This window comes from Streptomyces sp. CBMA123 (assembly GCF_014596465.1).
In the GTDB taxonomy this organism is placed as follows: Bacteria; Actinomycetota; Actinomycetes; order Streptomycetales; family Streptomycetaceae; genus Kitasatospora.
Map to the genome: position 1 here is coordinate 1 of NZ_MECK01000622.1, position 25527 is coordinate 25527.

At 70.1% G+C, this 25527-nt stretch carries 12 protein-coding genes and 2 pseudogenes; 7 read left to right on the forward strand and 7 right to left on the reverse strand.

Going from position 1 to position 25527, the window contains the following annotated elements:
* From BG452_RS41590 to BG452_RS41605, 4 genes and pseudogenes are all read left to right on the forward strand, one after another.
* Positions 1 to 767 (forward strand): annotated as a pseudogene (locus tag BG452_RS41590) (hypothetical protein); the annotation flags it as partial.
* A gap of 157 nt (positions 768 to 924) precedes the next feature.
* Complete coding sequence (locus tag BG452_RS41595; RefSeq protein WP_188309589.1) at positions 925 to 2235, forward strand: TerD family protein; 1311 nt, start codon at positions 925 to 927, stop codon at positions 2233 to 2235.
* A gap of 179 nt (positions 2236 to 2414) precedes the next feature.
* On the forward strand, positions 2415 to 3380 hold the full coding sequence (locus tag BG452_RS41600) for an SGNH/GDSL hydrolase family protein (protein WP_188309568.1): 966 nt from the start codon (positions 2415 to 2417) through the stop codon (positions 3378 to 3380).
* Positions 3381 to 3444: 64 nt separating this feature from the next.
* Positions 3445 to 3933, forward strand: coding sequence for a GNAT family N-acetyltransferase (locus BG452_RS41605; protein ID WP_188309569.1), 489 nt, complete (start codon positions 3445 to 3447; stop codon positions 3931 to 3933).
* A 5-nt stretch (positions 3934 to 3938) separates the two neighbouring features.
* On the opposite strand, the gene BG452_RS41610 is transcribed toward BG452_RS41605, so the two are convergent.
* Positions 3939 to 4631, reverse strand: a complete 693-nt coding sequence (locus BG452_RS41610; protein WP_188309570.1) for an RraA family protein — start codon at positions 4629 to 4631, stop codon at positions 3939 to 3941.
* A 158-nt stretch (positions 4632 to 4789) separates the two neighbouring features.
* Between BG452_RS41610 and BG452_RS41615 the strand changes: the two genes are divergently transcribed.
* Positions 4790 to 5374, forward strand: coding sequence for a Uma2 family endonuclease (locus tag BG452_RS41615; protein WP_188309571.1), 585 nt, complete (start codon positions 4790 to 4792; stop codon positions 5372 to 5374).
* Between the two features lie 83 nt (positions 5375 to 5457).
* On the opposite strand, the gene BG452_RS41620 is transcribed toward BG452_RS41615, so the two are convergent.
* From BG452_RS41620 to BG452_RS41640, 5 genes and pseudogenes are all read right to left on the reverse strand, one after another.
* Complete coding sequence (locus BG452_RS41620) at positions 5458 to 6387, reverse strand: proline dehydrogenase family protein (protein WP_188309572.1); 930 nt, start codon at positions 6385 to 6387, stop codon at positions 5458 to 5460.
* Between the two features lie 159 nt (positions 6388 to 6546).
* Entirely contained in the window at positions 6547 to 8175 is a 1629-nt protein-coding gene (gene pruA / locus BG452_RS41625; protein WP_188309573.1) for an L-glutamate gamma-semialdehyde dehydrogenase, read from the reverse strand.
* Between the two features lie 200 nt (positions 8176 to 8375).
* Positions 8376 to 9473, reverse strand: a complete 1098-nt coding sequence (locus BG452_RS41630; protein WP_188309574.1) for an FAD-dependent oxidoreductase — start codon at positions 9471 to 9473, stop codon at positions 8376 to 8378.
* A complete protein-coding gene (locus BG452_RS41635) occupies positions 9470 to 10066 on the reverse strand; it encodes a PadR family transcriptional regulator (RefSeq protein WP_188309575.1) in 597 nt (198 codons plus the stop codon). The genes BG452_RS41630 and BG452_RS41635 overlap by 4 nt, the downstream gene beginning before the upstream one ends.
* A 165-nt stretch (positions 10067 to 10231) precedes the next feature.
* Positions 10232 to 15376: pseudogene (locus tag BG452_RS41640) on the reverse strand (beta-ketoacyl synthase N-terminal-like domain-containing protein); the annotation flags it as partial.
* 869 nt (positions 15377 to 16245) lie between these two features.
* Between BG452_RS41640 and BG452_RS41645 the strand changes: the two are divergent.
* Positions 16246 to 17802: a recombinase family protein gene (locus tag BG452_RS41645; RefSeq protein WP_223243514.1), complete on the forward strand. Its 1557-nt coding sequence runs from the start codon at positions 16246 to 16248 to the stop codon at positions 17800 to 17802.
* Positions 17803 to 18805: 1003 nt separating this feature from the next.
* On the forward strand, positions 18806 to 21571 hold the full coding sequence (locus BG452_RS41650; protein ID WP_188309578.1) for a tetratricopeptide repeat protein: 2766 nt from the start codon (positions 18806 to 18808) through the stop codon (positions 21569 to 21571).
* Between the two features lie 270 nt (positions 21572 to 21841).
* Here the strand turns inward: BG452_RS41650 and BG452_RS41655 are convergent, their stop codons facing one another.
* A complete protein-coding gene (locus tag BG452_RS41655; protein ID WP_188309579.1) occupies positions 21842 to 25501 on the reverse strand; it encodes an NACHT domain-containing protein in 3660 nt (1219 codons plus the stop codon).
* Positions 25502 to 25527: the final 26 nt, after the last annotated feature.

Consider the following 25527-nt stretch of genomic DNA (forward strand, 5'->3'; position numbering starts at 1 on the left):
GCCCCGGGCCCACCGGTCCGGCCGCTCCCGCCGGTACCGCACCGGGCCGCCCGGTGCCGCCGCCCGCCGCCGCCGTCCCGGACGCCAACCCGGGCTCCGGCCCGGACGGTTCCGGCGCCGCCACCACCGCCGTCCCCAAGAGCACCGGCGCCCCCAAGAGCGCCGACAGCACCGCCGGCTCCAGCAACACCGACAGCGCCGACAGCACCGCCGGCTCCAACGGCACCGACGACGCCGGCACCGACCCGGCGGCCGACCGGACCCTCACCGGCACCGGCCTGACCAGCACGCTCGGCCGCGACGGCATCCGGCACGCCCTGGAGCTCTCCGTGGCCGAGCCGGTCACCGCCCTGCAGGCCGAATTCCGGCTGGCGCCGGGCGAGTTGGCCACTGGCAGTGGCGCCGCCTGGACCGACCTGCCGGGCGCCGTGGTGACCACCCAGCAGGAGCGCGGCACCCTGGTCTACCGCTTCACCACCCCGCCCGGCACCGACGTCAAGCCCGGCCGCTACGGCTTCGTGGTGCGCGGCACCCGCCCGGCCGATCAGTCCGCCCCGACCGGCCCGTCCAACCCGTCCGCCCCGACCAGCCCCTCCAACCCGTCCGGCCCCTCCGGCCCCTCCGGGCCGGTGCGCAGGCCGGTCCCGCAGGAGAGCTGGACCGCCGCCGCCTTCGGCATCGAGCACCCCCGGGCGGTCGCCGCGCTCGGCGGCTTCGGTCCGCTGCTGCCGCAGCCCGCCCAGCAGTTGGCCCACCAGCCCCACTGAACGCCCATCGGCTCATCCGATCGTCCGACGATCAGGCAGCTCATGGGCTCATCCCCGTACCCTCGTTCGTTACTGTGGGCAGCACCCGGCCCGACGCCCCACCGGCCCCGGCCCGGGCCGTCGTTCCGCACCCGAGGAGGAGTCCTTGTCCACCGTCCTGACCCAAGGCGGCAACGCACCGCTGACCGCCGCGCGGGTGACCGTCGAGGTCACCGCGCCCAAGGCGCTGGACGTCTCCGGCCTGCTGCTGACCGACGCCGGCAAGGTCCGCTCCGACGCCGACTTCGTCTTCTTCAACGCCCCGCACGGGCCCGGCGTCAGCCTGCGCCCGGCCTCCGCCGGAGCACCGGACGCGATCACCGTCGACACCCCGGCCGTCCCCGCCGACATCAGCACGATCGTGGTCACCGCCAGCCCGGCCGACCAGTCCGCCACCTTCGCCGGCATCGAGCCCACCGCCACCGTCCGGGACGCCGACACCGGCGCCGTCCTGGTCACCTTCACCCCGCCCCGGCTGGGCCTGGAGACCGCGCTCATCGTGGTCGAGGTCTACCGGCGGGGCGGCGTCTGGAAGGTGCGCGCGGTCGGCCAGGGGTACGCCGACGGCCTGGCGGGCATCGCCACCGACTTCGGCGTCACCGTCGACGACTCCCCGGCCCCGAGCCCGCAGCCGACCGCCGCCCCGCTCCCGCCGAGCGCCCCGACCGTCCAGATGCACTCCCCGGCCGCCCCGCCGGTCCCGCCCGCGCCGCCCGTCCCGCCGCTGCCCCCGGTCCCCCCGATCCCGCCCGTCCCGGCGGTCGACCCCCGGATCGCCCTCTCCACCATCCCGTCGATGCCCGCCGCGCCCCCGGCCGCGCCCACCCCGACTCCCGAACCCGCCGAGCGCCCCAAGGTCACCCTGGACAAGGGCCGGGTCAACCTGGTCAAGGGCAGCTCCGTCTCCCTGGTGAAGAACGGCCGCCCCTTCCTCTCCTCGGTCCGGATGGCCCTCGGCTGGGAGTCCGCCGCCCGCGGCCGGGACGTCGACCTGGACGCCTCCTGCCTCGCCTTCGACGCCCGGCACCAGCGCCTGGAGACGGCCTGGTTCATGAAGCTGACCATCTTCGACGGCGCGGTCGCCCACTCCGGCGACAACCTGGTCGGCGGTGACGGCGGCGACGACGAGTCGATCACCGTCCACCTGGAGGGCCTCCCGGCCGAGGTCCACGCGCTGGTGTTCGTGGTCAACTCCTTCTCCGGCCAGAAGTTCACCGAGCTGCGGAACGCCTACTGCCGCCTGGTGGACGTCCGCACCGAGGAGGAACTGGTCCGCTTCGACCTCACCCACTCCGAGCCGCGCACCGGTGTGGTGATGTGCAAGTTGGTCCGCCGCCCCTCCGGTGAGTGGGAGATGACGGCACTCGGCGAGTTCGTCGACGGCAAGACCGCCCGGGCGATGATCGAACCCTCCGCCGCGCTCCTCTAGCCTCCAGCCCAGCCCCAGCCCAGCCCCTGGCCGCCGGTCCGGAACGTCACAGCCACACCCGCGAATTCACCCTCCCGAGATCTCAAGTCGTCCACGGATCGACTCGATTGACTCTCCGGGGGGGTGAATCGCACTCTCCCCCTGCACTCCCGCAGCAGTGCACTCGTTGAGGAGAGACCGTGCCCCGCTTCCCGTCCCGCCTCGCCGTCGCCGGCACCGCCCTCGCACTCACCGTCGGCCTGATCGCCCCCACCGCCGCCCAGTCCGCCGCCAAGCCCGCCACCCGCGCCGCCGCGCGGAAGTGGGCCGCCCTCGGCGACTCCTACACCGCTGGCATCATCGAGGCCACCGGCGACCTCACCGAGCCCCAGGACGGCTGCGCCCGCACCACCGGCTCCTACCCCGAGCTGATCCGCCGCGACCTCGGCTCCCTGGTCGACCTGCGCAACGTCAGCTGCAGCGGAGCCGCCACCCCGGACGTCTACGCCGACAAGCAGAGCCCGCTCGGCCGCCCGCTCCCGCCGCTCGGCAGCGACCCCAACGCCCCCTACCCGCCCGTTCCGCCGCAGATCGACGCCGTCGCCCCGGACGCCAAGGTGATCACCGTGGGCATCGGCGGCAACGACCTCGGTTTCGGCCAGATCCTCAAGGACTGCATCGAACTCGGCGCCACCGCCCTCGGCCAGGGCACGCCCTGCAAGGACACGTACGACGCCCAGCTGCCCGGCCGGCTCAACCAGCTGCGCACCGGCTACGCCACCATGCTGACCGCGCTGCGGCACAAGGCCCCGTCCGCCCGGGTCATCACCGTCGGCTACCCCCACCTGATCCCCGAGGACGCCACCCTCTGCCGGTACGGCAACCCGCTGCAGTTCGCCACCTTCACCACCGGCGACCTCGCCTGGGCCCGCACCCGCATCCTGGAGCCGCTCAACCTGGCCATCGAGCAGGCGAGTTCGGCCCAGCAGGACACCTACGTGGACCTCTACCCCGGCTCCACCGGGCACAGCGTCTGCGACGCCGACCACTGGCTGGACGGCGTGCTGACCAGCGTCCTCCCGCTCAAGTACGCCCTGGTGCACCCCAACGCCGTGGGCCAGGCCTTCGCCGCCACCCAGGTCGAGCCCGCCGTCCTCGGCGGCTGACCCGGCAACATCCGGGACCGGAAACCAGTAGCCCGCCGGCCCGTCCTGCGGCCATCCTGTACGGATGATCATCCGCGAAGCCACCCCCGAGGACTGGCCGGCCATCTGGCCCTTCTTCCAGGCCATCGTCGCCGCCGGCGAGACCTTCCCCTACCCCCTGGACATGACCTCCGAGGTGGGCCGGGAGTGGTGGATGCACTCCGCCCCCGACCGCACGGTGGTCGCCGTCGACGCCGAGGGCCGCGTCCTCGGCACCGCCACCATGAACCGCAACCGCCCCGGCAACGGCGCGCACGTGGCCAGCGCCAGCTACATGGTCGACCCGGCGCACCAGGGCGGGGGCATCGGGCGGGCCCTGGTCGAGTACACCCTCGACTGGGCCCGCCGCCAGGGCTACCGCGCCATGCAGTTCAACGCGGTGGTCGCCAACAACCACCACGCCGTCCGGCTCTACCGGTCACTGGGTTTCGAGGTCGTCGGCACCGTCCCCGAGGCCTTCCACCACCCGGTCGACGGCTACGTCGGCCTGCACGTCATGCACCGCCCGCTGTAGGGCGCTCACTCCTCGATCGCCCCGCCGACCCGCCGCAGGTGCTGCCGGAAGCTGTACGACGGGTCGGCGGCGCGCCGCTCCAGGTACTCCTGAAACCGGGTCTGCCCGCGCAGGGTGTCCCCGGCCGCGATCCGCCCGGCCTGCGCGCGCTCGGTCCGGGCGATCCCGGTGGCCGTCTCCAGCACCTCCCCCACCCGGTCGGCCGGCACGAACAGCACCCCGTCCGGGTCCGCGAACACCACGTCCCCGGCGGTCACCAGGTGCGGCCCGACCCGCGCCGACACCAGCGCCTCCGGCTCCCGCCCGTCCAGCCGCAGCGGCCCCGGCGGCAGCGCGCCGTAGCTGAACACCGGCAGCCCGATCTCCACCAGCTCCGGCGTGTCCCGGTGCAGCCCCCACACCACGATCCCGGCCACCCCGGCGGCCCGCGCCTCCAGCACCGCGAGGTCCCCGATGCAGGCCTCGTCGGTCCGCCCGCCGTTGTCGACGACCAGCACGTCCCCGTCCCGCGCCGCCCCGTACGCCTCCAGGAACACGTCCACGCTCCCGTAGTGCCGCACCGGCAGCACCCGCCCCGCGACCCGCGACCCGGCCACCACCGCCCCCACCCCCACCGGCGCCGCCCGCACCCCCACCCCGAGCCGCACACAGGCATCCGCCAGCAACGGCGTGGACAGCCCCTCGAACTGCTTCAGCATCCCCAACTCCTCCCACCGAAAACCCAGTTGACCAGCACCGGGATCTTATGCCGAGCCTCGAACCCACACCTTCGGGCGAATGTCCGCCGTGTACTGCACAACCCGGTCCGGCCACGAACAGCGTGACGCCCCTCTGAAGGAGGGGCATCATCAGTGCTGTGGCGCATGAGCAACCGATCACGGACTCCCCATCGCAGGCCGACATCCTGCTGGAGAGCTTCCTGAGCCTGCACTCCCCCGAAGGCTTCCGAGCCGAGCTCATCGAGGGAGAGATCATCGTGGCACCACCGCCGGACGGCGATCACGAGGACTACATCGACCTGCTGATCGACCAGGTGAAGGCGAAGTCCAAGGTCCACATGCAAGTGTCCGGCGGCAAGGGTCTTCGCCTGGCGAGCGGCGGTCTCTGCCCGAAGGACCACGTCATCCCGGACGCCACCTTCGCCCCGAGAAGTCTCCGGCTCTTCCGTGGTGCTCCGCCCTGGATGGAACCCGACGGCGTGGCCATGGTCGCCGAGATCACCTCGGCCAAGCCCGACCAGGACCGCATCGCCAAACGGCACTGCTACGCCCGCGCCGGCATTCCGCTCTACCTCCTCATCGACCGCGAGAAGTCGCAGGTCAGCCTCTTCTCCAAACCGCACCGGGACGAGTACACCGAGGTCCACCTGGCCGCCTTCGGCGAGCCGCTCGCCCTCCCCGCCCCCTTCGAGTTCGAGCTGGACACCAAGGACTTCCTCTAGGCGCCCCGGCTCGGCGCCCCGGCAAACGGAACGGCCCGCACCCCCCGTCAGGGGTGCGGGCCGTCCGTCGCTCCGGCGCCCGGTCAGCTACGGGTGGCCATGGCGCGCAGGAAGAAGGTGAGGTTGGCGGGGCGCTCGGCGAGGCGGCGCATGAAGTAGCCGTACCACTCCTGGCCGTACGGGAGGTAGACCCGCATGGTGTTGCCCTCCTCCGCGAGGCGCAGCTGCTCCTCGGGGCGGATGCCGTACAGCATCTGGTACTCGAAGGAGTCCCGGGTGCGGTTGTTCCACTGGGCCAGCTGGCCGGCGATCTTGATCATGTTGGGGTCGTGCGAGGCGATCATCGGGTAGCCCTCGCCGGCCATCAGGATCTTCAGCGCGCGGACGTACGCGAGGTCGACCTCGTGCTTGCCCTGGAAGGCGACCGACTCGGGCTCCTTGTAGGCGCCCTTGCACAGCCGCACGCGCGAGCCGGGGCCGGAGAACTCGCGGCAGTCGGCCTCGGTGCGGCGCAGGTAGGCCTGGAGGACGACGCCGAGCCAGGGGTAGTCCGCCCGCAGCTCGCGCGCGATGGCGAGGGTGGAGTCGGTGGTGGTGTGGTCCTCCATGTCGAGGGTCACCGTGGTGCCCGCGTCGGCGGCGGCCTCGCAGATGCGGCGGGCGTTCTCCAGCGCGATCTTCTCGCCGTCCACCGGCAGGAACTGGCCGACGGCCGACAGCTTGACGGACACCTCGGCGCCAGCCGCGAGGCCGGTCTCCTTGAGGGCCTTGAGCAGGTGCTCGTACGCCTCGGCGGTGCCGGCCGCCTGGGCGGCGTCCTTGGTGTCCTCGCCGAGGTGGTCGAGGGTGACCTTGCGGCCGGTGGCGACCAGGTCGTCGGTCGCGGTGACGGCGTCGTCGAGGACGTCACCGGCGACGAAGCGCTCGACTATCGCGTGGGTCGGGGGGAACTTCTCGACCACGGTGCGGACCTGGGGGGACCGGGAGGCCGCGAGAAGGGCGGAACGGAGCATCGTGACTCCTGGAGCTGGTGTTTCCAAGGGTGGCAGAAAAGGGCCGGGGCGGCGGTACGGGGGTGGTCCGCCGCCCCGGCGGGGCGACGCCCGGCTGCGGGGCCGGGCGTCGCGGGTGACCGATGGCCTCTACAGCGGAACGGTCGGCAACAGGGCTGGTCAGCCCATGTGCGGGTAGCGGTAGTCGGTCGGCGGGACGAAGGTCTCCTTGACCGAGCGGGTCGAGGTCCACCGCGCCAGGTTCTGCTTGGCGCCGGCCTTGTCGTTGGTGCCGGAGGCCCGGCCGCCGCCGAAGGGCTGCTGGCCGACGACGGCGCCGGTCGGCTTGTCGTTGATGTAGAAGTTGCCGGCCGCGAAGCGCAGCTTGTGCATCGCGTCCTGGGCCGCCGCGCGGTCCTGGGAGATGATCGCGCCGGTCAGGCCGTAGGCCGACACGGACTCCATCTGGGCCAGCATCTCCTCGTACTTCTCGTCCTCGTAGACGTACACGGCGAGGATCGGGCCGAAGTACTCCTCGCGGAAGTACTCGGAGGCCGGGTCCTGGCAGACCAGGACGGTCGGGCGGACGAAGTAGCCGACCGAGTCGTCGTAGCTGCCGCCGGCGAGGACCTCGACGGAGGCGTCGGCCCGGGCGCGGTCGATGGCGGCCTTGTTCTTGGCGAAGGCGCGCTCGTCGATGACGGCCGACATGAAGTTGGACAGGTCGGTGACGTCGCCCATGGTGAGGCCGTCGACCTCGGCGGCGAACTCGTCCTTGAGGCCGGCCCACAGCGAGGCGGGCACGTAGGCGCGGGAGAGCGCCGAGCACTTCTGGCCCTGGAACTCGAAGGCACCGCGGGTCATCGCGGTCTTCAGCACGGCCGGGTCGGCGGACGGGTGGGCGACCAGGAAGTCCTTGCCACCGGTCTCGCCGACGATCCGCGGGTAGGTGCGGTAGCCGGCGATGTTCTCGCCCACGGAACGCCACAGGTGCTGGAAGGTGGCGGTGGAGCCGGTGAAGTGGATGCCGGCCAGCGCCGGGTGCTTGAGCGCGACGGCGGAGACGTCCAGGCCGTCGCCGGTCACCATGTTGATGACGCCCTTGGGCAGGCCGGCCTCCTCCAGCAGCTGCATCAGCAGGTGCGCGGAGAACTGCTGGGTCGGGGACGGCTTCCACAGCACCACGTTGCCCATCAGCGCGGGCGCGGTCGGCAGGTTGCCGGCGATCGCGGTGAAGTTGAACGGGGTGATCGCGTAGACGAAGCCCTCGAGCGGGCGGTGGTCGCTGCGGTTCCACACGCCGTCCGAGGAGATCGGCTGCTCGGCCATGATCTGCCGGGCGAAGTGCACGTTGAAGCGCAGGAAGTCGACCAGCTCGCAGGGGGTGTCGATCTCGGCCTGCTGGGCGGTCTTGGACTGGCCGAGCATGGTGGCGGCGGCCAGGGTCTCGCGCCAGGGGCCGGCCAGCAGGTCGGCGGCCTTGAGGAAGATCGCGGCGCGGGAGTCGAAGGAGAGCGCCTGCCAGGCCGGGGCCGCGGCCAGGGCAGTGTCGATGGCCTCCTGCGCGTCGGCCTGGGTGGCGTTGCGCAGGGTGCCGAGCCGAGCCGCGTGGTTGTGCGGCTGGACGACGTGGAACTCGGTGCCGCCGCCCATCCGGCGCTCACCGTTGATCGTCATGGTCAGCTGGACCGGCTCCTGGCCGCCCAGCTCCTTCAGCTTGGCCTCCAGACGAGCCCGTTCGGGGCTGCCGGGGGCGTAGCTGTGGACCGGCTCGTTCACCGGCGCGGGGACCTGGGTCACAGCATCCATGAGCGCACGCTCTCCTTCGTTCAATGCGGGGGAAGGCCCGCGCGGGTCGCACGCAGGACACAGCACGAACGCTATTCCTGCCCGCCCGGCCACTTGATTGGCCGGGCGGCTAAATTCCCCCGTACGGCGTTGTCCGGCCCGACGAAGGCGGTCACGCGGCGGTCACGACCGCCCGTCAGGCGGCCGTGTGGCGCGGAGGGTCAGACGCCGGCGCTCGCCTTCTGCCCGTTGGTGACCGCGGCCCGGGCCGCGACCGCCTCCACGGCGGGCCGCCGGGCCGCCTCGTACGCCGCGAGGGCGCTCGCCAGGTCGGGTTCCGCGCCCAGGCGGCGGGCCAGTTCGACGGCGCTCTCGACGGCCAGCGAGACACCCTGGCCGGAGCTGTTGGACGGGGCGTGCACGGAGTCGCCGACCAGCACCATCCGGTCGCGGTACCAGTGCGGCACGGACGGCATGATCTCCAGCCGCGGGAAGACCTCGACGGTCGCCGGGTCCACGTCCGCCAGCACCTCCCGGGCGGGCAGGTCGTCGGCGTGCACCTCGCGGCAGAGCGCCAGCCACTCCTCGCACGAGACCGCGCGGGCCTGTTCGGGGGTCAGCTGCTCAGGCCGCGGGATGTTGCTGAACCAGGCCGTCCCGGCGCCGCCGGGCTGCGCCCAGTAGCCGAAGAACGCCCGCGGGCCCTGCGCGAAGTGGATGGACTCCCCGGCTCCGCGCGGGCCGGTGAGCCGGTGACCGCTGTATCCGCCGACCCCGATCAGGCCGGTGTACTGCGGGCCGGGCGCGGCCGGGTCGATCAGGGTGCGGACGACGGAGCGGGTGCCGTCCGCGCCGATCAGGAGGTCGCCGTCCGCGGTGGTGCCGTCCTCGAAGCGGGCGGTGATGCCGCTCTCGCGTTCCTCGGCGCCGACCAGCCGCTTGCCGTACCGGACGGGGACGCCCTCCTCCCGCAGCCGCCGCTGGAGGACGGTGTACAGCTCGGCGCGCCGCATCAGGCGGCCGGACACCTCGGGGATCTCGGCGCGCACGCCGTCCCTGGCGTCCTCCATGACCATCCGTCCGATCGCCTGGCCGACCGCGCCGGCCTCCGCCTCCAGACCGACTGCGGCCAGCGCCGCCAGCCCGTTGGACGCGATCATGAAGGTGCCGCCGATGCCCTCGGCGGAGGTCTCGTAGGCCTCGAAGACCTCGGCTTCGAGGCCGGCCCCGCGCAGCGCCAGCGCCGTCACCGGTCCGGCTATGCCGCCGCCGATGACCAGGGCCTTCTTCGAACCGCGGGTCGTACTGTCGGTGCTCATTCCAGGCTCCTCATGAACTCTTCCAGGGTCCGGTTGAACTCCGGGTCCCCGAGCTGGGTGACGAGGTTCTCGGTGTAGCGGCGCTCGGCCTCCAGCAGCGCCAGGGCGTACTCCTCCTCGACGACGAACATCGGGTGGACGTCCGTCTCGACGGCCTTGCGCAGCAGGGCGCGCGAGGCGTCGATCCGCACGTCCAGCGCCTCCAGCCGCCGGCTGAGCAGGGCGGCCGACTCCTCGGTCGGCAGCACCACGAGCAGGCAGAGCGCGACCCCGAAGGCCGGGTACTCCTCCTGCGGTTCGGCGAGCCACTCGCGCATCCAGTCGAGGAGTTCCGCCTGGCCCTCGGGCGTGGGGGCGTAGACGGTGCGCTCCGGTCGCTGGGTGTCGCGGACGGTCTCCCGTTCGGCGACGAACCCGGCCTTCCGCAGCTGCTCCACGACCATGTAGAGCGAGCTGCGGTTGTACTTGATGTTGCGGTCCTTGCCGTGCTCCTTGAGCCGGCGGCCCATCTCGTACGGGTGCATCGGTTCGGCTCCGAGTTCGGCCAGGACCGCGAGGGCCAGGGGGTTGGAGACCTTGCGTCGCTTCGCCATGAGAACGTTCCTCATCACTTGGTCAGTACTGACTATCCATTCTCGGATAGTCAGAGTCAACTATTCAGGAGTAACCAACTGTGGACGGCCCACAACTCTGTCCGCCCGGCTAAAATCAACCACACCCCGTTGTCCGGGCGGATGAAGCGGATGAAGCGGCCGAAGGAGGCTCGGAGTGACCACCCCCGGCCTTCCGCTCCGCCGGCTGCTGATGTCGCTCGGCGAGCCCCTGGTTGAACTCCAGGCCGCCCCCCAGGGCCTGGACGTCCCCGTGCGCGACGTCGCGATCCTCGACCCGGAGGACCCCCCGACCGCCGCCCCCGGCGAACTCGTCCTCGCCATCGGCGCCCGCGGCCGCGCCGCCCTCCCCGCCCTGCGCGCGGCCGGCCGGGCCGGCGCCGCGGCCGCGCCGCCGAAGTACGTCATCAGCACGTCCCGTTGGGCCGCGATCAGTTCCCGGCTGGTGCGCAGGTAGTCCGCCATCAGCGCGTCACCCGAACCTTCGTACCCGCCGTTCTCCTGCGGTGCCTGCGCGGTCATCAGAGCCTCCGGTACGGGTCGGGCCGGCGCCAGCGCACCGGGCAGCAGGTCTCCGGCGGCCGTCCGCACCAAGTGCCCGTCCACCGTCCAGCCGGGCCGGCGCGTGGTGCGCACCCGGCCCGGGTCCACCGCGTCCCGGCCGCGCAGCAGCGGCCCGGTACGCACCGGCACTCCCGCGACCGCCAGTTCGGCCAGCGCGTCGAGGAAGCCCGGCAACCCGCGGCGACGCCCCTCGACAGCCACCACGCGGTGCGGCCGCTCGCCGAGGACGGCCGACACCAGACCGGTCAGCACCGATCCCGGGCCGGCCTCGACGAAGACGCGCGCACCGGTTCGGTACATCGCCTCGATCTGCTCGACGAAACGCACCGGTGCGCCGATCTGCGCCGCGAGTTCGGCCCGCACCCCGGCCGGGTCCGCCGGGTAGGCCGCGGCCGTCCGGTTCGACCAGACCGGGAACTCCGGCGCGCGTACCGTCCGGGAGGCCAGCGCCGCTGCGAAGCGCTCGCCCGCGCCGCCGACCAGCGGGCTGTGGAAGGCACACGCGACGGGCAGCCGCTTGACCCCGAACCCGGCCGCCCGCAGCAGCTCGCCTGCCGCCGCGACCGCCTCCGTCCCACCGGAGATCACCGTCTGCCGTGGCGAGTTGTGGTTCGCGATCACCACGCTGCCGGCCGCGCCGGACGCCGTGAGGGCTCGCCCGACCTCCTCCGACCCGGCTGTCACCGCGGCCATCGAGCCCGGATCCGCGCCCTCGCCGACCGCGTCCACGATCGCCCGGGCCCGCTCCGCGCTGAGCGACGGCAGGTCCCCCGCGCCGAGCGCCCCGGCCGCGCACAGCGCGACCAACTCACCGTAGCTGTGGCCCCCTGCCAGGTCCGGGCGCACCCCAGCCAGCGCCAGCAGCTCGTACGCCGCGAGACCGGTCACGCCGAGCACCGGCTGCGCCACCCGGGTGTCGGTCACCGCCGCGCGCTGCGCCTCGCGGTCCTCCGCTGTGAAGGCCGCCGGCGGGTACAGCACCTCGGCGAACTCCCGGCCGAGCCGTAGCTGACGCTGCAACACCGGGAAGGCCGTGAACAGCTCCGCGAACATCCCCGGGCGCTGGCTGCCCTGCCCCGGGAACAGGAACGCCACCTGCCCGGCCTCGACGCCCGCCGACCCGGCCAGGTGCAGCCCATCCGCCGGAGCGTGCTCCCCGGCCCGCGCGCGGTGCAGCAGCCCGGTCAACTCGGCCACGCCCGAGGCCACCACGGCGATCTGCACCGGCCCGCGCCCTGCCTCCGCCCGGCGGGACGCCGCCAGGGCCAGATCCCGCAGCCGCCACGGCTCGCCGTCCGCCGCCAGTTGCAGCAGTTCCTCGACCCCGCGCAGCGCTCCGGCCCGGTCCGTGCCGCGGAACAGGAACAGCTCGGCCGGCCACTGCGGCAGGCCGTGCACCGGCGGCGGGCTGTCGTAACCGCGCAGCACCGCGTGGAAGTTGGTGCCGCCGAAACCGAACGCGCTGACTCCGGCGACCCGTTCGGCCGGCGGCACCGCCCACGGCCGCGCCTCGGTGTGGAAGACGAACGGGCTCTCCGCTTCCCGCCAGGCCGGGTTCGGCCGCTCCAGGTGCAGGGTCGGCGGCTTGACGCCGGTGTACAGGGCCAGCGACGCCTTGATCAGACCCGCCAGGCCCGCCGCGCACTTGGTGTGCCCGATTTGCGACTTGACCGACCCGAGCGCGCAACTCCCCGGCGCCGCCCCGGCCTCGGTGAAAACCTGGCTCAGCGTGGCCAGTTCGGCCCGGTCGCCGACCACCGTCCCAGTGCCGTGCGCCTCCACCAGTCCCACCTCGGCCGGCCCGACCCCGGCACCGCGGTACGCGCGCTCCAGTGCCGCCCGCTGCCCCTCGGGGCGCGGGGCCGTCAGGCCCAGCGAACGGCCGTCGCTCGCGCTGCCGACGCCCTGGACCACCGCATACACCCGGTCGCCGTCCCGCTCCGCGTCCGCCAGGCGCTTGAGCACCAGGCAGCCCACGCCCTCGCCCAGCGCGATGCCGTCCGCGGAGGCGTCGAACGGACGGGAGCGGCCGGTCGGCGAGAGCGCGTGCACCGAGGCGAACAGCAGGTAGTCGTTGATCCCGTTGTGCAGGTCCGCGCCGCCGCACAGCGCCAGGTCGCTGGTGCCCGCGACCAGCTCCTTGCAGGCCACGTCCAGCGCCGCCAGCGAGGACGCACAGGCCGCGTCCACCGTGAAGTTGGCGCCGCCCAGGTCCAGCCGGTTGGCGATCCGGCCCGAGATGACGTTCGCCAGCATGCCTGGGAAGGAGTCCTCGGTGAGCTTGGGCAGCTGCGCCGCGAGCGGCTCCGGCACCCGGCCCAGGTACGCCGGCAGCACCGACGCCAGCACCCCGGCGTTCGACAGGTCGCTGCCCGCCTCCGCGCCGAACACCACCGTGGTCCGGGAGCGGTCGAAGCTCCGCCCGCCCTCCGCTCCGCCGCCGTCGTAGCCGGCGTCCACCAGCGCCCGGCGCGCGGCCTCCAGCGCCAGCAGCTGGACCGGCTCGATGCTGGCCAGAGCGGTCGGCGGGATGCCGTAGCTCAGCGGGTCGAACGGGATCGGCGGCAGGAAGCCGCCCCACCTGGACGGCGTGCTGCCGGGCTCGCCGTCCGGCGAGTAGTACAGCGCCGGGTCCCAGCGCTCGGCGGGCACCTCGGTGACCGCGTCGACCCCGGCCACCACGTTGGCCCAGAAGGCCGGTAGATCCGGCGCGTCAGGGAACATACCCGCCATGCCGATCACCGCGATCTCCAGCGGCGCGGCCACCGGGTCGGCCTCCGCGGCCGGCTCCAGCTCCAGCTGCTGGACCAACTGCGTGGCCCGGGCGGCCAGGAACTCGGCCGCGCCGGTGCTGACCGCCGTGTGCAGCTCGGCCAGCGTGGTGGCGGCCGAGCGCAGCACCGCGACCTGGCCGGCCATGAACATCCCGCGGGCCAGCTGCTCCTGCTCGTTGACGCCGGTCAGCGAACCCGCCACCCGGTCCAGGCCCTTGCTGGCGACCCGCAGCCGGCCCACGTTCAACTGCTCCAGCCGCTGCCAGACTTCGCGCTCCGGCACGCCGTCCGCCCGCAGCCGCTCGCGAGTCCGCCGGAACTCCGCGGTGAACGGGCTCGGCACGCAGCGGGTGGCGTGGCCCGGCGCCGTCTGCAGCAGCTCCGTCCCGCGCGCGGCCAGCACCTGCCGCTGGAACTGCGGCTGGACGGCGCCCAGGGCGACCGCCTCCTCGGTGAACAGGTACGCCGTGCCCATCAGCAGGCCCGCCGCCACGCCCCGGTCCGCCAGTGGTGCGGAGAGCGCCGCCACCATCGCCGCCGACCGCTCGTCGTGCACGCCTCCCGCGAGCAGCACCTCGATGCGGGTGACCGCGTCCGCGGTGTCCAGGAAGTCCGAGAGCACCGCCAACTGGGCCTCCCAGAGCGGGAAGCTGTGCTGCGGCCCGACATGCCCGCCGCACTCCGAGCCTTCGAAGACGAACCGGCGCGCGCCGTCCTCCAGGAACTGCCGCAGCAGGCCGGGGGAGGGGACGTGCAGGAATGTCCGGACCCCGGCCTGCTCCAACGTCCTCGCCTGCGACGGGCGTCCGCCCGCGATCACCGCGTGAGTGGGTCGCGCGGCCAGGACCTCGTCCAGCTGGGCGCCGCGCACCTCCTCCGGAGCGAAGCCCAACACGCCGACGCCCCAGGCGAGTCCGCTCGCCGCCGCGCTCGTGCGGGCCAGCAGCTCGCGGGTCTGCTCGCGGTCCGCCAGCGCCAGCGCGACGAATGGCAGCGCACCGGCAGCGGCCACCGCCGCGGCGAAGGCCGGCTGGTCGCTGACCCTGGTCATCGGCCCCTGCGCCACCGGCAGTTCGCTGCCCAGCACGTCACACATCCGCGCGTCCGGCCCGAGCAGCGCGGCGGCCGCGCCGGGCGCCGCCGCGGCCCGCAACCCGTCGAGCACCGCATCCCGGACGGCCCGGACCGCTCGGCCGGCGGTTCTCCAGCGGTCGGCGAATCTCTGAGCCAGGAAACCGTCCTGACCTAGCGGCAGATCCATGGTGGATCCGTCCGGCTGGGCGCGCCGGAGCGCGCGGCGGCCGTCTACTAGCACGGTCTCGGAGCCGTCCAGGCCGCGCAGGGCGGCGGCGGCCTCGTCCGGCGAGGCCGACTCGGCCAGCAGGGCCAGCTGGCTGTCCAGCACCACCCCGGCCGCACCGCCCGCCACGGCCGCCGCGGCGGTGTGCGGCCCGATCCCGCCGCACGCCCATACGGGCGCGGTGATCTCCGGTGCCGCCAGGAGCTGTTGCAGCAGCACGAAGGTGCTCAGCTCCCCGACTCGCCCGCCGCACTCGCTGCCGCGCGCGACCAAGCCGTGCGCACCGGCCCGCAGCGCCGCCAACGCCTCGGCCAGATCCGTCACTTCGGCGAGTACCCGGTACTCGCCGGCCAGCCTCGCCACGTCCCAGCCCGGGGTCGGCGCCGCCAGCACCACGGTGTGCGGGCCGGTGCCGCCCGGGGAGTGCAGCTCATCGGGGGTCAGGCCGCAGTCGGGCTCGACCCGCACCCCGAACCGGCCGGGGGTGCGTTCGTACAGTCGGGCGAGTTCCTCGCGCGTCCGGCGGTCGCCGGTGCCGAGGTCGAGCACGCCGAGCGCGCCCGCCCGGCACACGGCCTCCGCCAGGCCGGCGTCCGGTGCGTGGAACGGGGTGATCCCGATGACGAGGTCGACCAGCGGGGGATTGGGCCTCATGGGCACTCCGGTGTGAGTCACGGTGCAGTCGGGGGCAGGTGCGACTCCTGGCGCAGTGGGCTACGGGCCTCGCGAAGGGGGAGTGCGAGGCATCGTTGCGCGATCCGCTGGCCGGTTGAAGAATGACCCTACCGATTGGTAGGCCTGGCAAGGTTAAGCCGTAGTTGCATGTGCATGTCAATATCCCGGCACGTGGCTGACCCACTCTCCGGCGATCACTCAACACGCTTGCGTGGCAGACAACTTGCGCCGCTCCCAGGGCAGTCGGGGCTGCCGTGTGGCGGTGGCGGCGCCGAGATGTACCTGTCCGCAGGACTACCGGTCGGGAAATCGTGGTCGGTCCGGTAGGGCCGGTACGCGGTTTCGATATTCCATTCCGGATCAAGCGACTGCCGGGGGTCCGCCGATAGGGAGAGCCACCTTGGTCGATCCCGTGTTGGCGCCGCAAGCCGTCACCGTCCGCCAGTCAGCTCTCGCGATTCCCCTGGCGGGAGGCGGTGCGACGAATAGACTTGTCAAACCGGCCGGGCGAGATCCACGCCTCGTCCGCTGGTGCGAGTGGGCCCAGGTTGAGGGGCGCCACGGGCCGGGGTCGCCGCTCGGCGCTGCTCGACTGCGGCTGATCGTCGGTCAGTTATCGCCGAAGTCGAACCCGGCGGTGACGGGTGCGTGGTCGGACCACCGCTCTGCGTGGGAGGCTGCGCGCTCGACGTATGCCTCGATGCATTTGTCCGCAATGCCCGGAGTCGTCACGATAAGGTCGATCCGCCAGCGGATGGACGCCTTTTCTAAAAGAGTCCACTCGTTCGAGTGTGGGCCGTTCGAGGGTGCCTGCTGGCCTGGGCGGTAGGGGACCTCCTGTGAGCAGCATGACGGCTTTGGCGCCGGTTCGGGCGGTGGTGGGTTCGCGTGTCTCGGACACACACGGGAACGAGGGCAAGGTCTCGCACTTGGTCCAGGCGGAGTCGGCGACCCGGCATGCGGTCTCGAAGGCGTGGGAGATCGTCGGGTCCTTCGAGGACCTGGACGTCTCTGCTGAGGTCACGCCGTGGAAGCGTCCAGACCTGGGGCCATGGCTGACCGAGCGGCAGGGCGAGTGGGATGCCATGGTGTGGGCCAAGGTGGACCGGGCGTTCCGGTCCGCGAAGGACTGTGCGGACGTGGCGCACTGGGCGGAGGAGAACCACAAGGTCCTGGTCTTCACCGACGACGGCATCACCCTGGACTACCGCGAGGGCCGCGAGTCGTCGTTCGGGAACGAGCTGGCGAAGGTCTTCCTGATGCTGGCGTCGATCTTCGCGGAGATGGAGCTCAAGCGGATCAAGGCCCGCGTCACCGCTGCGCACAAGCACCTGCGCAAGACGGACCGGTGGGCCGGCGGACAGCCGCCGTACGGCTACCGGATCGTCGACCGGCCCGGCGGCGGGCGCACCCTGGAACCGGACCCGGTCACGTGCGAGGCGGTCCGGTACATGGGCAAGCTGCTCCTGGAGGGGCAGAGTCAGTGGATGATCGCCACAGTCCTGGAGGCAGCCGGCTTCGACACCCCGGCGACCCACGCGTACAAGAACCAGGGCGACAGCTACACGAGCAAGCGCAAGACGCCGCCGTCGAACCACTGGAACCCCACCAGCGTGGGGAAGATCCTGCGCTCGCCCGCGACGATGGGCCTGAAACTGACCGGCCGCTCGGTGAAGGCACGCAAGATCGCCCGCGACGCCAAGGGCCTGCCGATCCGGATGGCCAAGCCCCTCTTCACCGAGGAGGAATGGGCCGCGATCCAGGCGGCGATGGACGAGCGCACGATCACCAAGGAACGCTCGAACGGCGCCTCGCCCTGGCTCGGCGTTGCGCACTGCGACCGCTGCGGCGACCGGTTCTACCGGCAGGTGAACCTCGCCAAGAACGGCAAGATCTACGAGTACTACCGGTGCGCGAAGACGGCCGGCAAGCCAGCCTGCAGGGGCCAGTCCATCAAGGGCGAGCGCGTCACCGCAGCGATCGTCGCCCTGGTGGACCGGTTGGCCGACCTGGCGATGACGGTGCGCAGGTTCATCCCCGGTGAGGACCACACCGAGCAGCTCAACCACGTCATCGTGGCGATGAAGGATCTCCGGGAGGAGAAGCGCCGCAACCTGTTCGACTACCCGGGCGGCGACGACGAGTACGCCGAAGCCCTCGAGACCTTGGTCGACGAACGCCGCCGCCTCGCCGCCCTCCCACAACGCCCCTCCGCCTGGGTGGAAGTCGAGACCGGCCAGACCTTCGCGGATGCCTGGGCCCAGGCCGACCAGGAACACCGCCGTCAACTCCTTCTCGGTCTCAAGGCCCGCCTTTACATGACCCCCACCACCAGCGGCTGGTACCTGCCCGCCGAACTCGAAGCACGAGCACGCCAGCTGGAGGATGCCGGGAGTTCGGCGTAGGGCGGATGTCGCGTTTCCAAGGAGTGTCCAGGGTCACGGAACTGATGAACGGGCCAACCACGTGGTGGCCTCGAGGCGCTACGGTGCTGGACTATCTATGTCTGGCAATAGGTTGGAGAGGACACACGGTGTCAGGATTCAGGCGGTGGGTCGTGTGGACGATAGCGGGGGGTGCGCGCCGCGGTCGGGGTGGGGTTGGTGCTGGTGGCGGTGCTTGTGGACTTGGACACCGCAGACCGCCTCGCAAGCGTGGCGGGTGCGATTGTGGCCCTGATCGGCCTCATTCTGAGCGTATATGCCCTTCCTCAACCGGCCACAGTCAATCCGGGCGGGAGTGTGCGAGCGAATGGGCGGGGGGAAGTGGCCGCAGGTGGCAGCATCTCTGGCAACGCACTCGGGGTAACAGCAAGGTGATCGCCGCTCCGTCGCCCGCAGCCCCCGCCGTTCCGCCGGCGATCTCCGGCGGTGCGGGGTTGGCGGTAGAGACGCGTGGCACAGAATCGCTGGCTTCGGGAGGTGATGTCAGCGGCAACGCCGTTGGCGATGGAAGTGAGGTGCAGTGAGCCCCCTCCCGTGGCGCCGCAGGCTCCGCGGTGGTGGCAGTGAGGCGACTGATTCATCTGGGCTGTCGAATCGTCTGGACGCTCATGCCGACGGTGGAAATGCACTGACAGCGCATCCCCTGAGTCGGCTTCGGGCATCTGATGCGGGCTCTGCGGAAGCCCGTTCGGTGCAGGTTAGCGTGAGGGGCGAGGGATCGCTCGGTGCTGGTGGGGACATTAAGGGCAATGCCATCGGTGCGGGCAGTAGCGCTACGTACATCGAGCACCAGACGGTGCACCAAGCCGTGCCGTGGGAGGGACCGGCCTGGCCGGTACTGATCGGGGTCATCCCTGCGCGAGCGGGCTACTACCAGCGCCGGCCGGAGACCGAGGTACTCGCCGGGATCCTGTCGGATGGTGGGGCAGCCGTGCCGTGTCAAGTCGTGACTGGCACTGGAGGGGTGGGCAAGACGCAGCTGGCCGCCGACTACGCCCGCTTTGCGTGGGATCGCATTGGTGCATCCGTTGACGCAGGCCGTGAAGAGCCCGTTCCGGACAACGCATCGAACGCAGAGAATATCGAGCTGCTGGTGTGGGTCAACGCAACCAGTTCACAGGCGATTACCTCGGTCTATGCCTTGGCTGCGCAGGTGGTTGTGCCTGGTGGCGCGGTTGGCCTAGACGCCGACCAGGCTGCGCAGCGATTCCTGACCTGGCTGCGGTCCACCGCGCGGCGGTGGTTGGTGGTACTCGATGATGTGGCCCAGCCTGGGGCGCTCACCGGGTTGTGGCCGCCGGAGGTGGCAGTGGGACGAGTGGTGGTGACCACCCGCAGCCGGGACGCGGCTTGGAGCAGCGACACACGCAAGCTGGTGCAGATCGGCCTGTTCACGCCTGAGCAGTCCGCCGAATACTTGCGCCAAGCCCTCGCTCGCCCAGGGCGCGAAGGGCATGCCGACAGCGATGGCGACATCGCGGCTATGGCCGACGACCTTGGGAACCTTCCGCTGGCTCTGGCGCAGGCGGCCGCGTATCTGGTCGACACGGGCCGTTCCATCCCCCGATATCGTGCGCTGCTGGCCGACCGCGTCCGGACCCTGGCACACCTTATGCCCGACATCGGCGGACTGCCCGACACCCAGACTCATACCGTCAACGCTGCCTGGGACATGTCCCTCGCGCTCGCTGACGGCCACCAGCCCGCCGGCGTTGCGCGGCCTCTCATGGAACTGGCCTCGGTCTTGGATCCGAATTCCATGCCGTCGAGCGTCCTCACCAGCGCGGCAGCCCGGGACTACCTATGCACTCACCGCGCCGCTCCTGGTGGCAGCACGCCCAGCTCAGCTGAGGCGGTGGGCGCAGCCGAAGCTGGGCAAGTGGACGAGGTAGACGCCGAGGACGCGCTGCGCATCCTGCACCGGCTCAACCTCCTCGACCACGACTTCGCCAGCGGCACTCTGCGCGTCCACCAGCTCATCCAACGTGCTGTCCGCGAGCACGCGGGCTGCCGTGGCCGATTGCCCGAGCTGACAGGCGCCGGCGCTGACGCTCTTGCCGAGATCTGGCCGGACATCGAACGGGACACCGCCTTCGCTCTGACCTTGCGCGCGAATGCCGACGCGCTCCTAAGCGGGAGCGTCCAGGGCTTGTGGCAGGACGGTGCCCACCCGGTGCTGTTTCGTGCTGGCCGCAGCCTTGGAGAGGCTGGCCAGGTTGAGGCGGCAATCGCACACTTCGAGCACTTGGCAAACGCCGCTGACCGGAATCTAGGCTCAGATCATCCCCACAGCCTTGCCTGCCGGCACGAGACTGCGTTCTGGCGAGGACAGACTGGTGATGCGGCAGGGGCCCTCGCCGCGTACGAGCGGTTGCTCGTCGAACAGCTGCATATCCAAGGCTCAGACCATCCAGATACCCTCGCCACCCGCCATGAGATTGCCCACTGGCGGGGAGAGGTAGGGAATCTGGCAGCCGCTCTCGCCACCACAGAGGAACTGTTGGCCGATCAGGTACGGATCCTCGGTCCCGATCACCCGCGTACTCTCAGTACCCGCGGCAACCTCGCCGGTCGGCGAGGCCAGATGGGGGATGTGGCAGCCGCCATCACCGCATACGAGCACCTGTTGGATGACCGGGTTCGGGTCCTGGGCGCCGACCACCCTGATACCCTCGCCACCCGCCATCAGATTGCCCACTGGAGGGGAGAGGCGGGGGACCTGGAAAGTGCTGCCAACGCATATAAGGAGGTGCTGGCTGGCCAGCTCCGGGTTCTTGGCCCTGACCATCCCGACACCCTTGTCACCCGCAACAATCTCGCCGCGACCCAGGGCTATGCCGGGGATGCGGCTGGCGCGGTGTCCGCCTTTGAGGAGCTGCTCAAAGAGCTAGGACGAGTGGTCGGACCTGACCATCCGTATACCCTTGCTACCCGCGGCAACCTTGCCTTCTGGCGGGGACAGACAGGTGACCTTGAGGGCGCCGCAATCGCGTATGAGGAGCTGCTCGTAGACCGGTTGGGAGTTCTTGGCGCCGACCACCCCGATAGCCTCGCTACCCGCAGTGATCAAGCGGCGGTGCGAGGGGAGTTGGGAGACGCTGCCGGCGCTGCGTCAGCTCTTGAGGAGGTGCTGGCTGGCCGGGTACGGGTTCTGGGTCCTGATCACCCCAGCACTCTCGCCACCCGCAGCGACCTTGCGGGCTGGCGGGGGGAAGCGGGCGATGTGGCTGGCGCCTTCAGCGCCGCTGAAGAGTTGTTGGCCGATCAGATTCGAATCCTCGGCCCTGACCACCCCGATACCCTCGCGACTCGCAACAACCTCGCGGGCTGGCGAGGAGCGGCTGGGGACTCTGCTGGGGCCGTTGCCGCGTTTGAGGAACTGTTGACTGCCCAGCTACGCATTCTCGGGTCCGATCACCCCGACTGCCTCACTACCCGAAGCAACCTTGCGGGCTTTCGAGGAGAGGCAGGGGACGCGGTGGGCGCGGTCGCCGAATTTGAGGAACTGCTGGCTGGCCGGGTTCGCATCCTCGGGCCGGATCACCCCGATACCCTCGCGACCCGAAGTAACCTTGCCGCCTGGCATGGCCACGCCGGGAATGTGAAAATGGCCGTTGCTGCATTCAAGGTTCTGCTGGCCGATATGATGCGAGTCCTAGGCCCCTCACACCCCGCAACCCTCAATGCCCTCTCCTGCCTTGCCTACTGGACGGGGGAAGCGCACGGGTAGGCTCCCACGCCCGAGGAGCTTCTTCAAAGTCTGCCGGGCCGCAGCCGGATTTGGGCGCACACATTGCTCCTGAAAGGGCCTGCGCGCGCTGCGGACGCGGCCGGCGAACCGGCCGCCCTGCGCATCGCGCCCGCCGCTGCCCGGGCCGCCGACGCCGACCCACACGTCTCCGCCGACACCCTCAACCGCTATGCCACTGCCGCCGCCACGGTGCTCGGCACCACCGCCGAAAAGGTCACCGTTCACCCGCAGCGGCCTCGCCTCCGGGGTTCAGGCCAGCGGGTATTTGCGGTTGAGGAGATTCAGCGCCTGGTCGGCGACCACGCATATGTTTGGGGACCCATCCTTCGTGAGGTCGGTGACTGCGATAACGGTTTCCGGAGCATTTGGCCATAGGAGCGCGAGGAGCTTGATCGCGAGCTCCCGCATGTCCTCGGCATTGTTGTTTTGGATGTGTCTAAGAACAATGGGGAGTGCCCGGTCGGTGTATCGACCTGCGAAGAGCTGCAGGGCAGTCATGCGTACGGTCTGATCGGTGTCGGTGATGCCATTCTGAATTGAGAGGTGAGTGTCGACATGGTCGGTCCAGTACTCGGCGAGGACTTGATAAGCCTCACTACGTACGGTCTGATCGATGTCGGTGGTGGCGTTGTGGATGGCTGGCAGGTCTGACCAATATTTTGCGAGGAATCGCAGCACTTCCTTTCGGATATACGGGTCGTTGTCAGTGGTGGCTTTTTGAATGGTGGGATGGGTATCGGGGTGGTCGGGCCAATATTCCACCAGAATTTCAAGCGCCCGACCCTGAACGTGTCGACCACTGTCGGTGGTGGCGGTGTGGATGGTGGGGCGGGTTTCGGGGTGGTGGGGCCAGTGTTCTGCGAGTATTTGAAGTGCGGTGCGGCGTACGTATTGGTTGGTGTCGGTGGTGGCGGTGTGGATGGTGGGGTGAGTGTCGGGGTGGTCCGGCCACTGCCTTACGATTATTTGAAGCGCATAGCCGCGTACTTCGGGATCGTCGTCGGTGGTGGCGGTCTGAATGGTGGGGCGGGTTTCGGGGTGGTGGGGCCAGTGTTTTGCGAGTATTTGAAGTGCGGTGCGGCGTACGTATTGGTTGGTGTCGGTGGTGGCGGTGTGGATGGTGGGGTGAGTGTCGGGGTGGTCCGGCCACTTTTCGGCGAGCGTCTGAAGCGCGGTCCCGCGTACTTCGGAGTCGCTATCGGTGGTGGCGGTGTGGATGGTGGGATGGGTGTCGGGGTGGTCCGGCCACTTCTCAGCGAGTATTTGAAGTGCGATTCCGCGTATGTATCGGTTGGGGTCAGTGATGGCGTTGCGAGTGGTGGGGCGGGCTCTTGGGTGGTCTGGCCATTTCTCCGCGAGGAGTTGAGTTGCGCTTGCTAGATATTGATTGGTATTGGTGGTGGCGGTGTGGATGGTGGGATGGGTGTCGGGGTGGTCCGGCCACTTCTCAGCGAGTATTTGAAGTGCAATTTCGCGTACGTATTGGCTGGGGTCGGTGGTGGCAGTGTGGACGGCGGGATGGGTGTACGGATGGTCCGGCCATCCATTTGCGAGGCTCCAAAGCGCTTCGATGCGTACTCCCCGGTCTTTGTCGATGGTGGCGTTGTGGATGGTGGAGTGGGTGTTGGGATGGCTGGGCCATTTTTCGACGAGAAGCCGGCATGCGAGGCGCCGTAGGTGCGGGTTTCTATCGGCAATGTAGGTATAGATGGTTGATCGGTCAGGTCGCTGCTTCTCCAGGAAATTAAGGGCTTGACGGCGAACTGAGGAATCAATATCACTGGAGGCGTCGCGGAGGATGCGGTGGGCGTCAGGGTGCTCACTCCATCGCGCTGCGAGTTCTGTCAGAGCGGCGTTTCGCGCGGAGGAGTTCCAAGGAATGAGTGCCTGATGGACAGCCTCATTGATGTCTCGACTGAGAACTGCGGCGATGGGTTGGGTGGAGGCGCTAAGGTAATGCCCGGTATCGCTCACAGTGGCGTAGTACCAGTTTAAGTAGCGGCTTCGACCGTTCCAGAACTTGTCGAGGGTGGCCAGCGCTGGTAGCGCCTCAGTAAGCATGAGGCGAGACCCTCGACGTAGTGCAATTGTTAATGCGTTGACGATATGGTCGCTTTGGGAAGTGATTGATAGCTGATTATCCATGTCCCCCACATGCGACGGTGTACTGATCTCATCCACCTCTGCTAGTACTCGGATGGCGAGGATCAGCATCGGCGCCTTCGCGGTCCGGGATTCCCTTCGGTGCCGTTGCAGGAGCCGGGCGAGGAAAGCGGCAACGTCTTTTTGCTTGAGCTTTCCGGCTATCAGAAGCAGCACTTCGTGCCAGGCCGGGTCGCTGGCGTACCCATCCAGCAGGTCCACCAGGTTATCTCGGGGCCATTCCTCTTCTTCCCGTTGGCGGAGCAGGTCGGCTGCGGTGAGATATTCGAGGAAGGTTCGGTGCACGAAGCCATAGATTCCACCGCCGTAGTAGGCGAGTAGGAAGTTTCTGGTGCGCAGGTGGTCGACCACATAGTCGGCAGCTATTTCGGCGGCTGGCCGGTTGATGTTGTGATCCGAAAGGAACGTAGTGATGATGCCGGTGAGCTCGTCGCGTTGGATGAACGTACCTGCGGGTCGGCCCACGCCGTTCTGCATTCGGCGGGCGATGCGTTCGAGGAGTTTCAGGCGGCGGCTGGTGTTCAGCCATTCCAATGCCTGGGCAGCTTCTGGGTTCGCCGGAGTGGGAGCAGTAAGGAACTTGGCGTCCTTGTCCCAGCGGCCAACCAGGACTTCGATGGCGTGGGCGTAGACCTCGCGCCGTTCGCGGGGGATGCTCCGGCCGAGGCCGATGGCGGATAGAACGGTTAACAGCAGCGGATTTCCGGCGAGCTCGCCCACTGCGCGAACGTTGCGTACGGCGTGCAACAGCCGATCGGTGGTCCTGGCAGCCTGGGAGGGATCGCCAGGATGGGCGGCGTCGTACCAACGACGGATGAACTGCTCTACCTGATCGCGATCCAGGTCTTGAAGCATTACCTGGGTGAACCCGGCGGCTATGAAATCACCCGACCGGTAGCCATATTCACGCGACGTCACGATCGTCCGCACGCCCGGGTAAGCGGCCGAGAAAGCGGTGATCCGGCGGGCGATGTTGGAACGGACCTCTGGGTCGAAGATCTCATCGAGGCCGTCGAAGGCGACCACCGCCTGGCCCTCGGCAAGCAGTTGCTCCAGGGTCTGGCGGGGGAGGGCCATCCGTTCCTGGGTATGCATGAACTCCAGGAACTCCTCGATGGTTCGGTCTTGCTGCTGCGCGTACTGCCGGAGCTCCACTACGACTGGCACCATCCCTGCCAGTGGAGCAAGTTCGGCGGGCACCTCCTGTAGTGCTCCGGACAGCGTCAGCGCCAGGTACTTGGTCAGCGTGGACTTCCCTGCCCCTGGGTCGCCCAGCACGACGAGTCGCTGGTTGCTGTCGCCTGCGATCGCCTTGAGTACAGGGCGGGCTGCTTCCGAGAGGTGTTTTTCCCGCAGTAGCCGGGTGGCGGACGCCTCCATGCCTGGTGGCAGCTCGGCGTCCACCAGTTCGCCCGACGCCAGCAGCAGCCGCCGCAATTCGCCGGGGATACGGGCCTCGTACGGACGGCAGAGCTGCGGCATGAACACCTGCCTCAGCTCGATCAACGGCTGCTCGCCAGCCTGCCCGGACGGGCCGAGCACATCCAGGTTGAGGCGTCGGTAGACCTCGCGCACGCGGCATAGGTAGGCGGCGATCGTCGCCTCGGTGTCCGTGGGCGGCTCCGGCGGGGTGCCCAGGTAAACGTCGCCGTGGAACTCGTTGTGCACGGCGCTGCTGTTCGGCCCCAGCGCTGCGTTGGTGATGTTGCCTCCGGCTCCGACCGCGCCCTGCCCGTCGACGGCCACCTGGACCAGCTGTTGCTCGCTGCCGC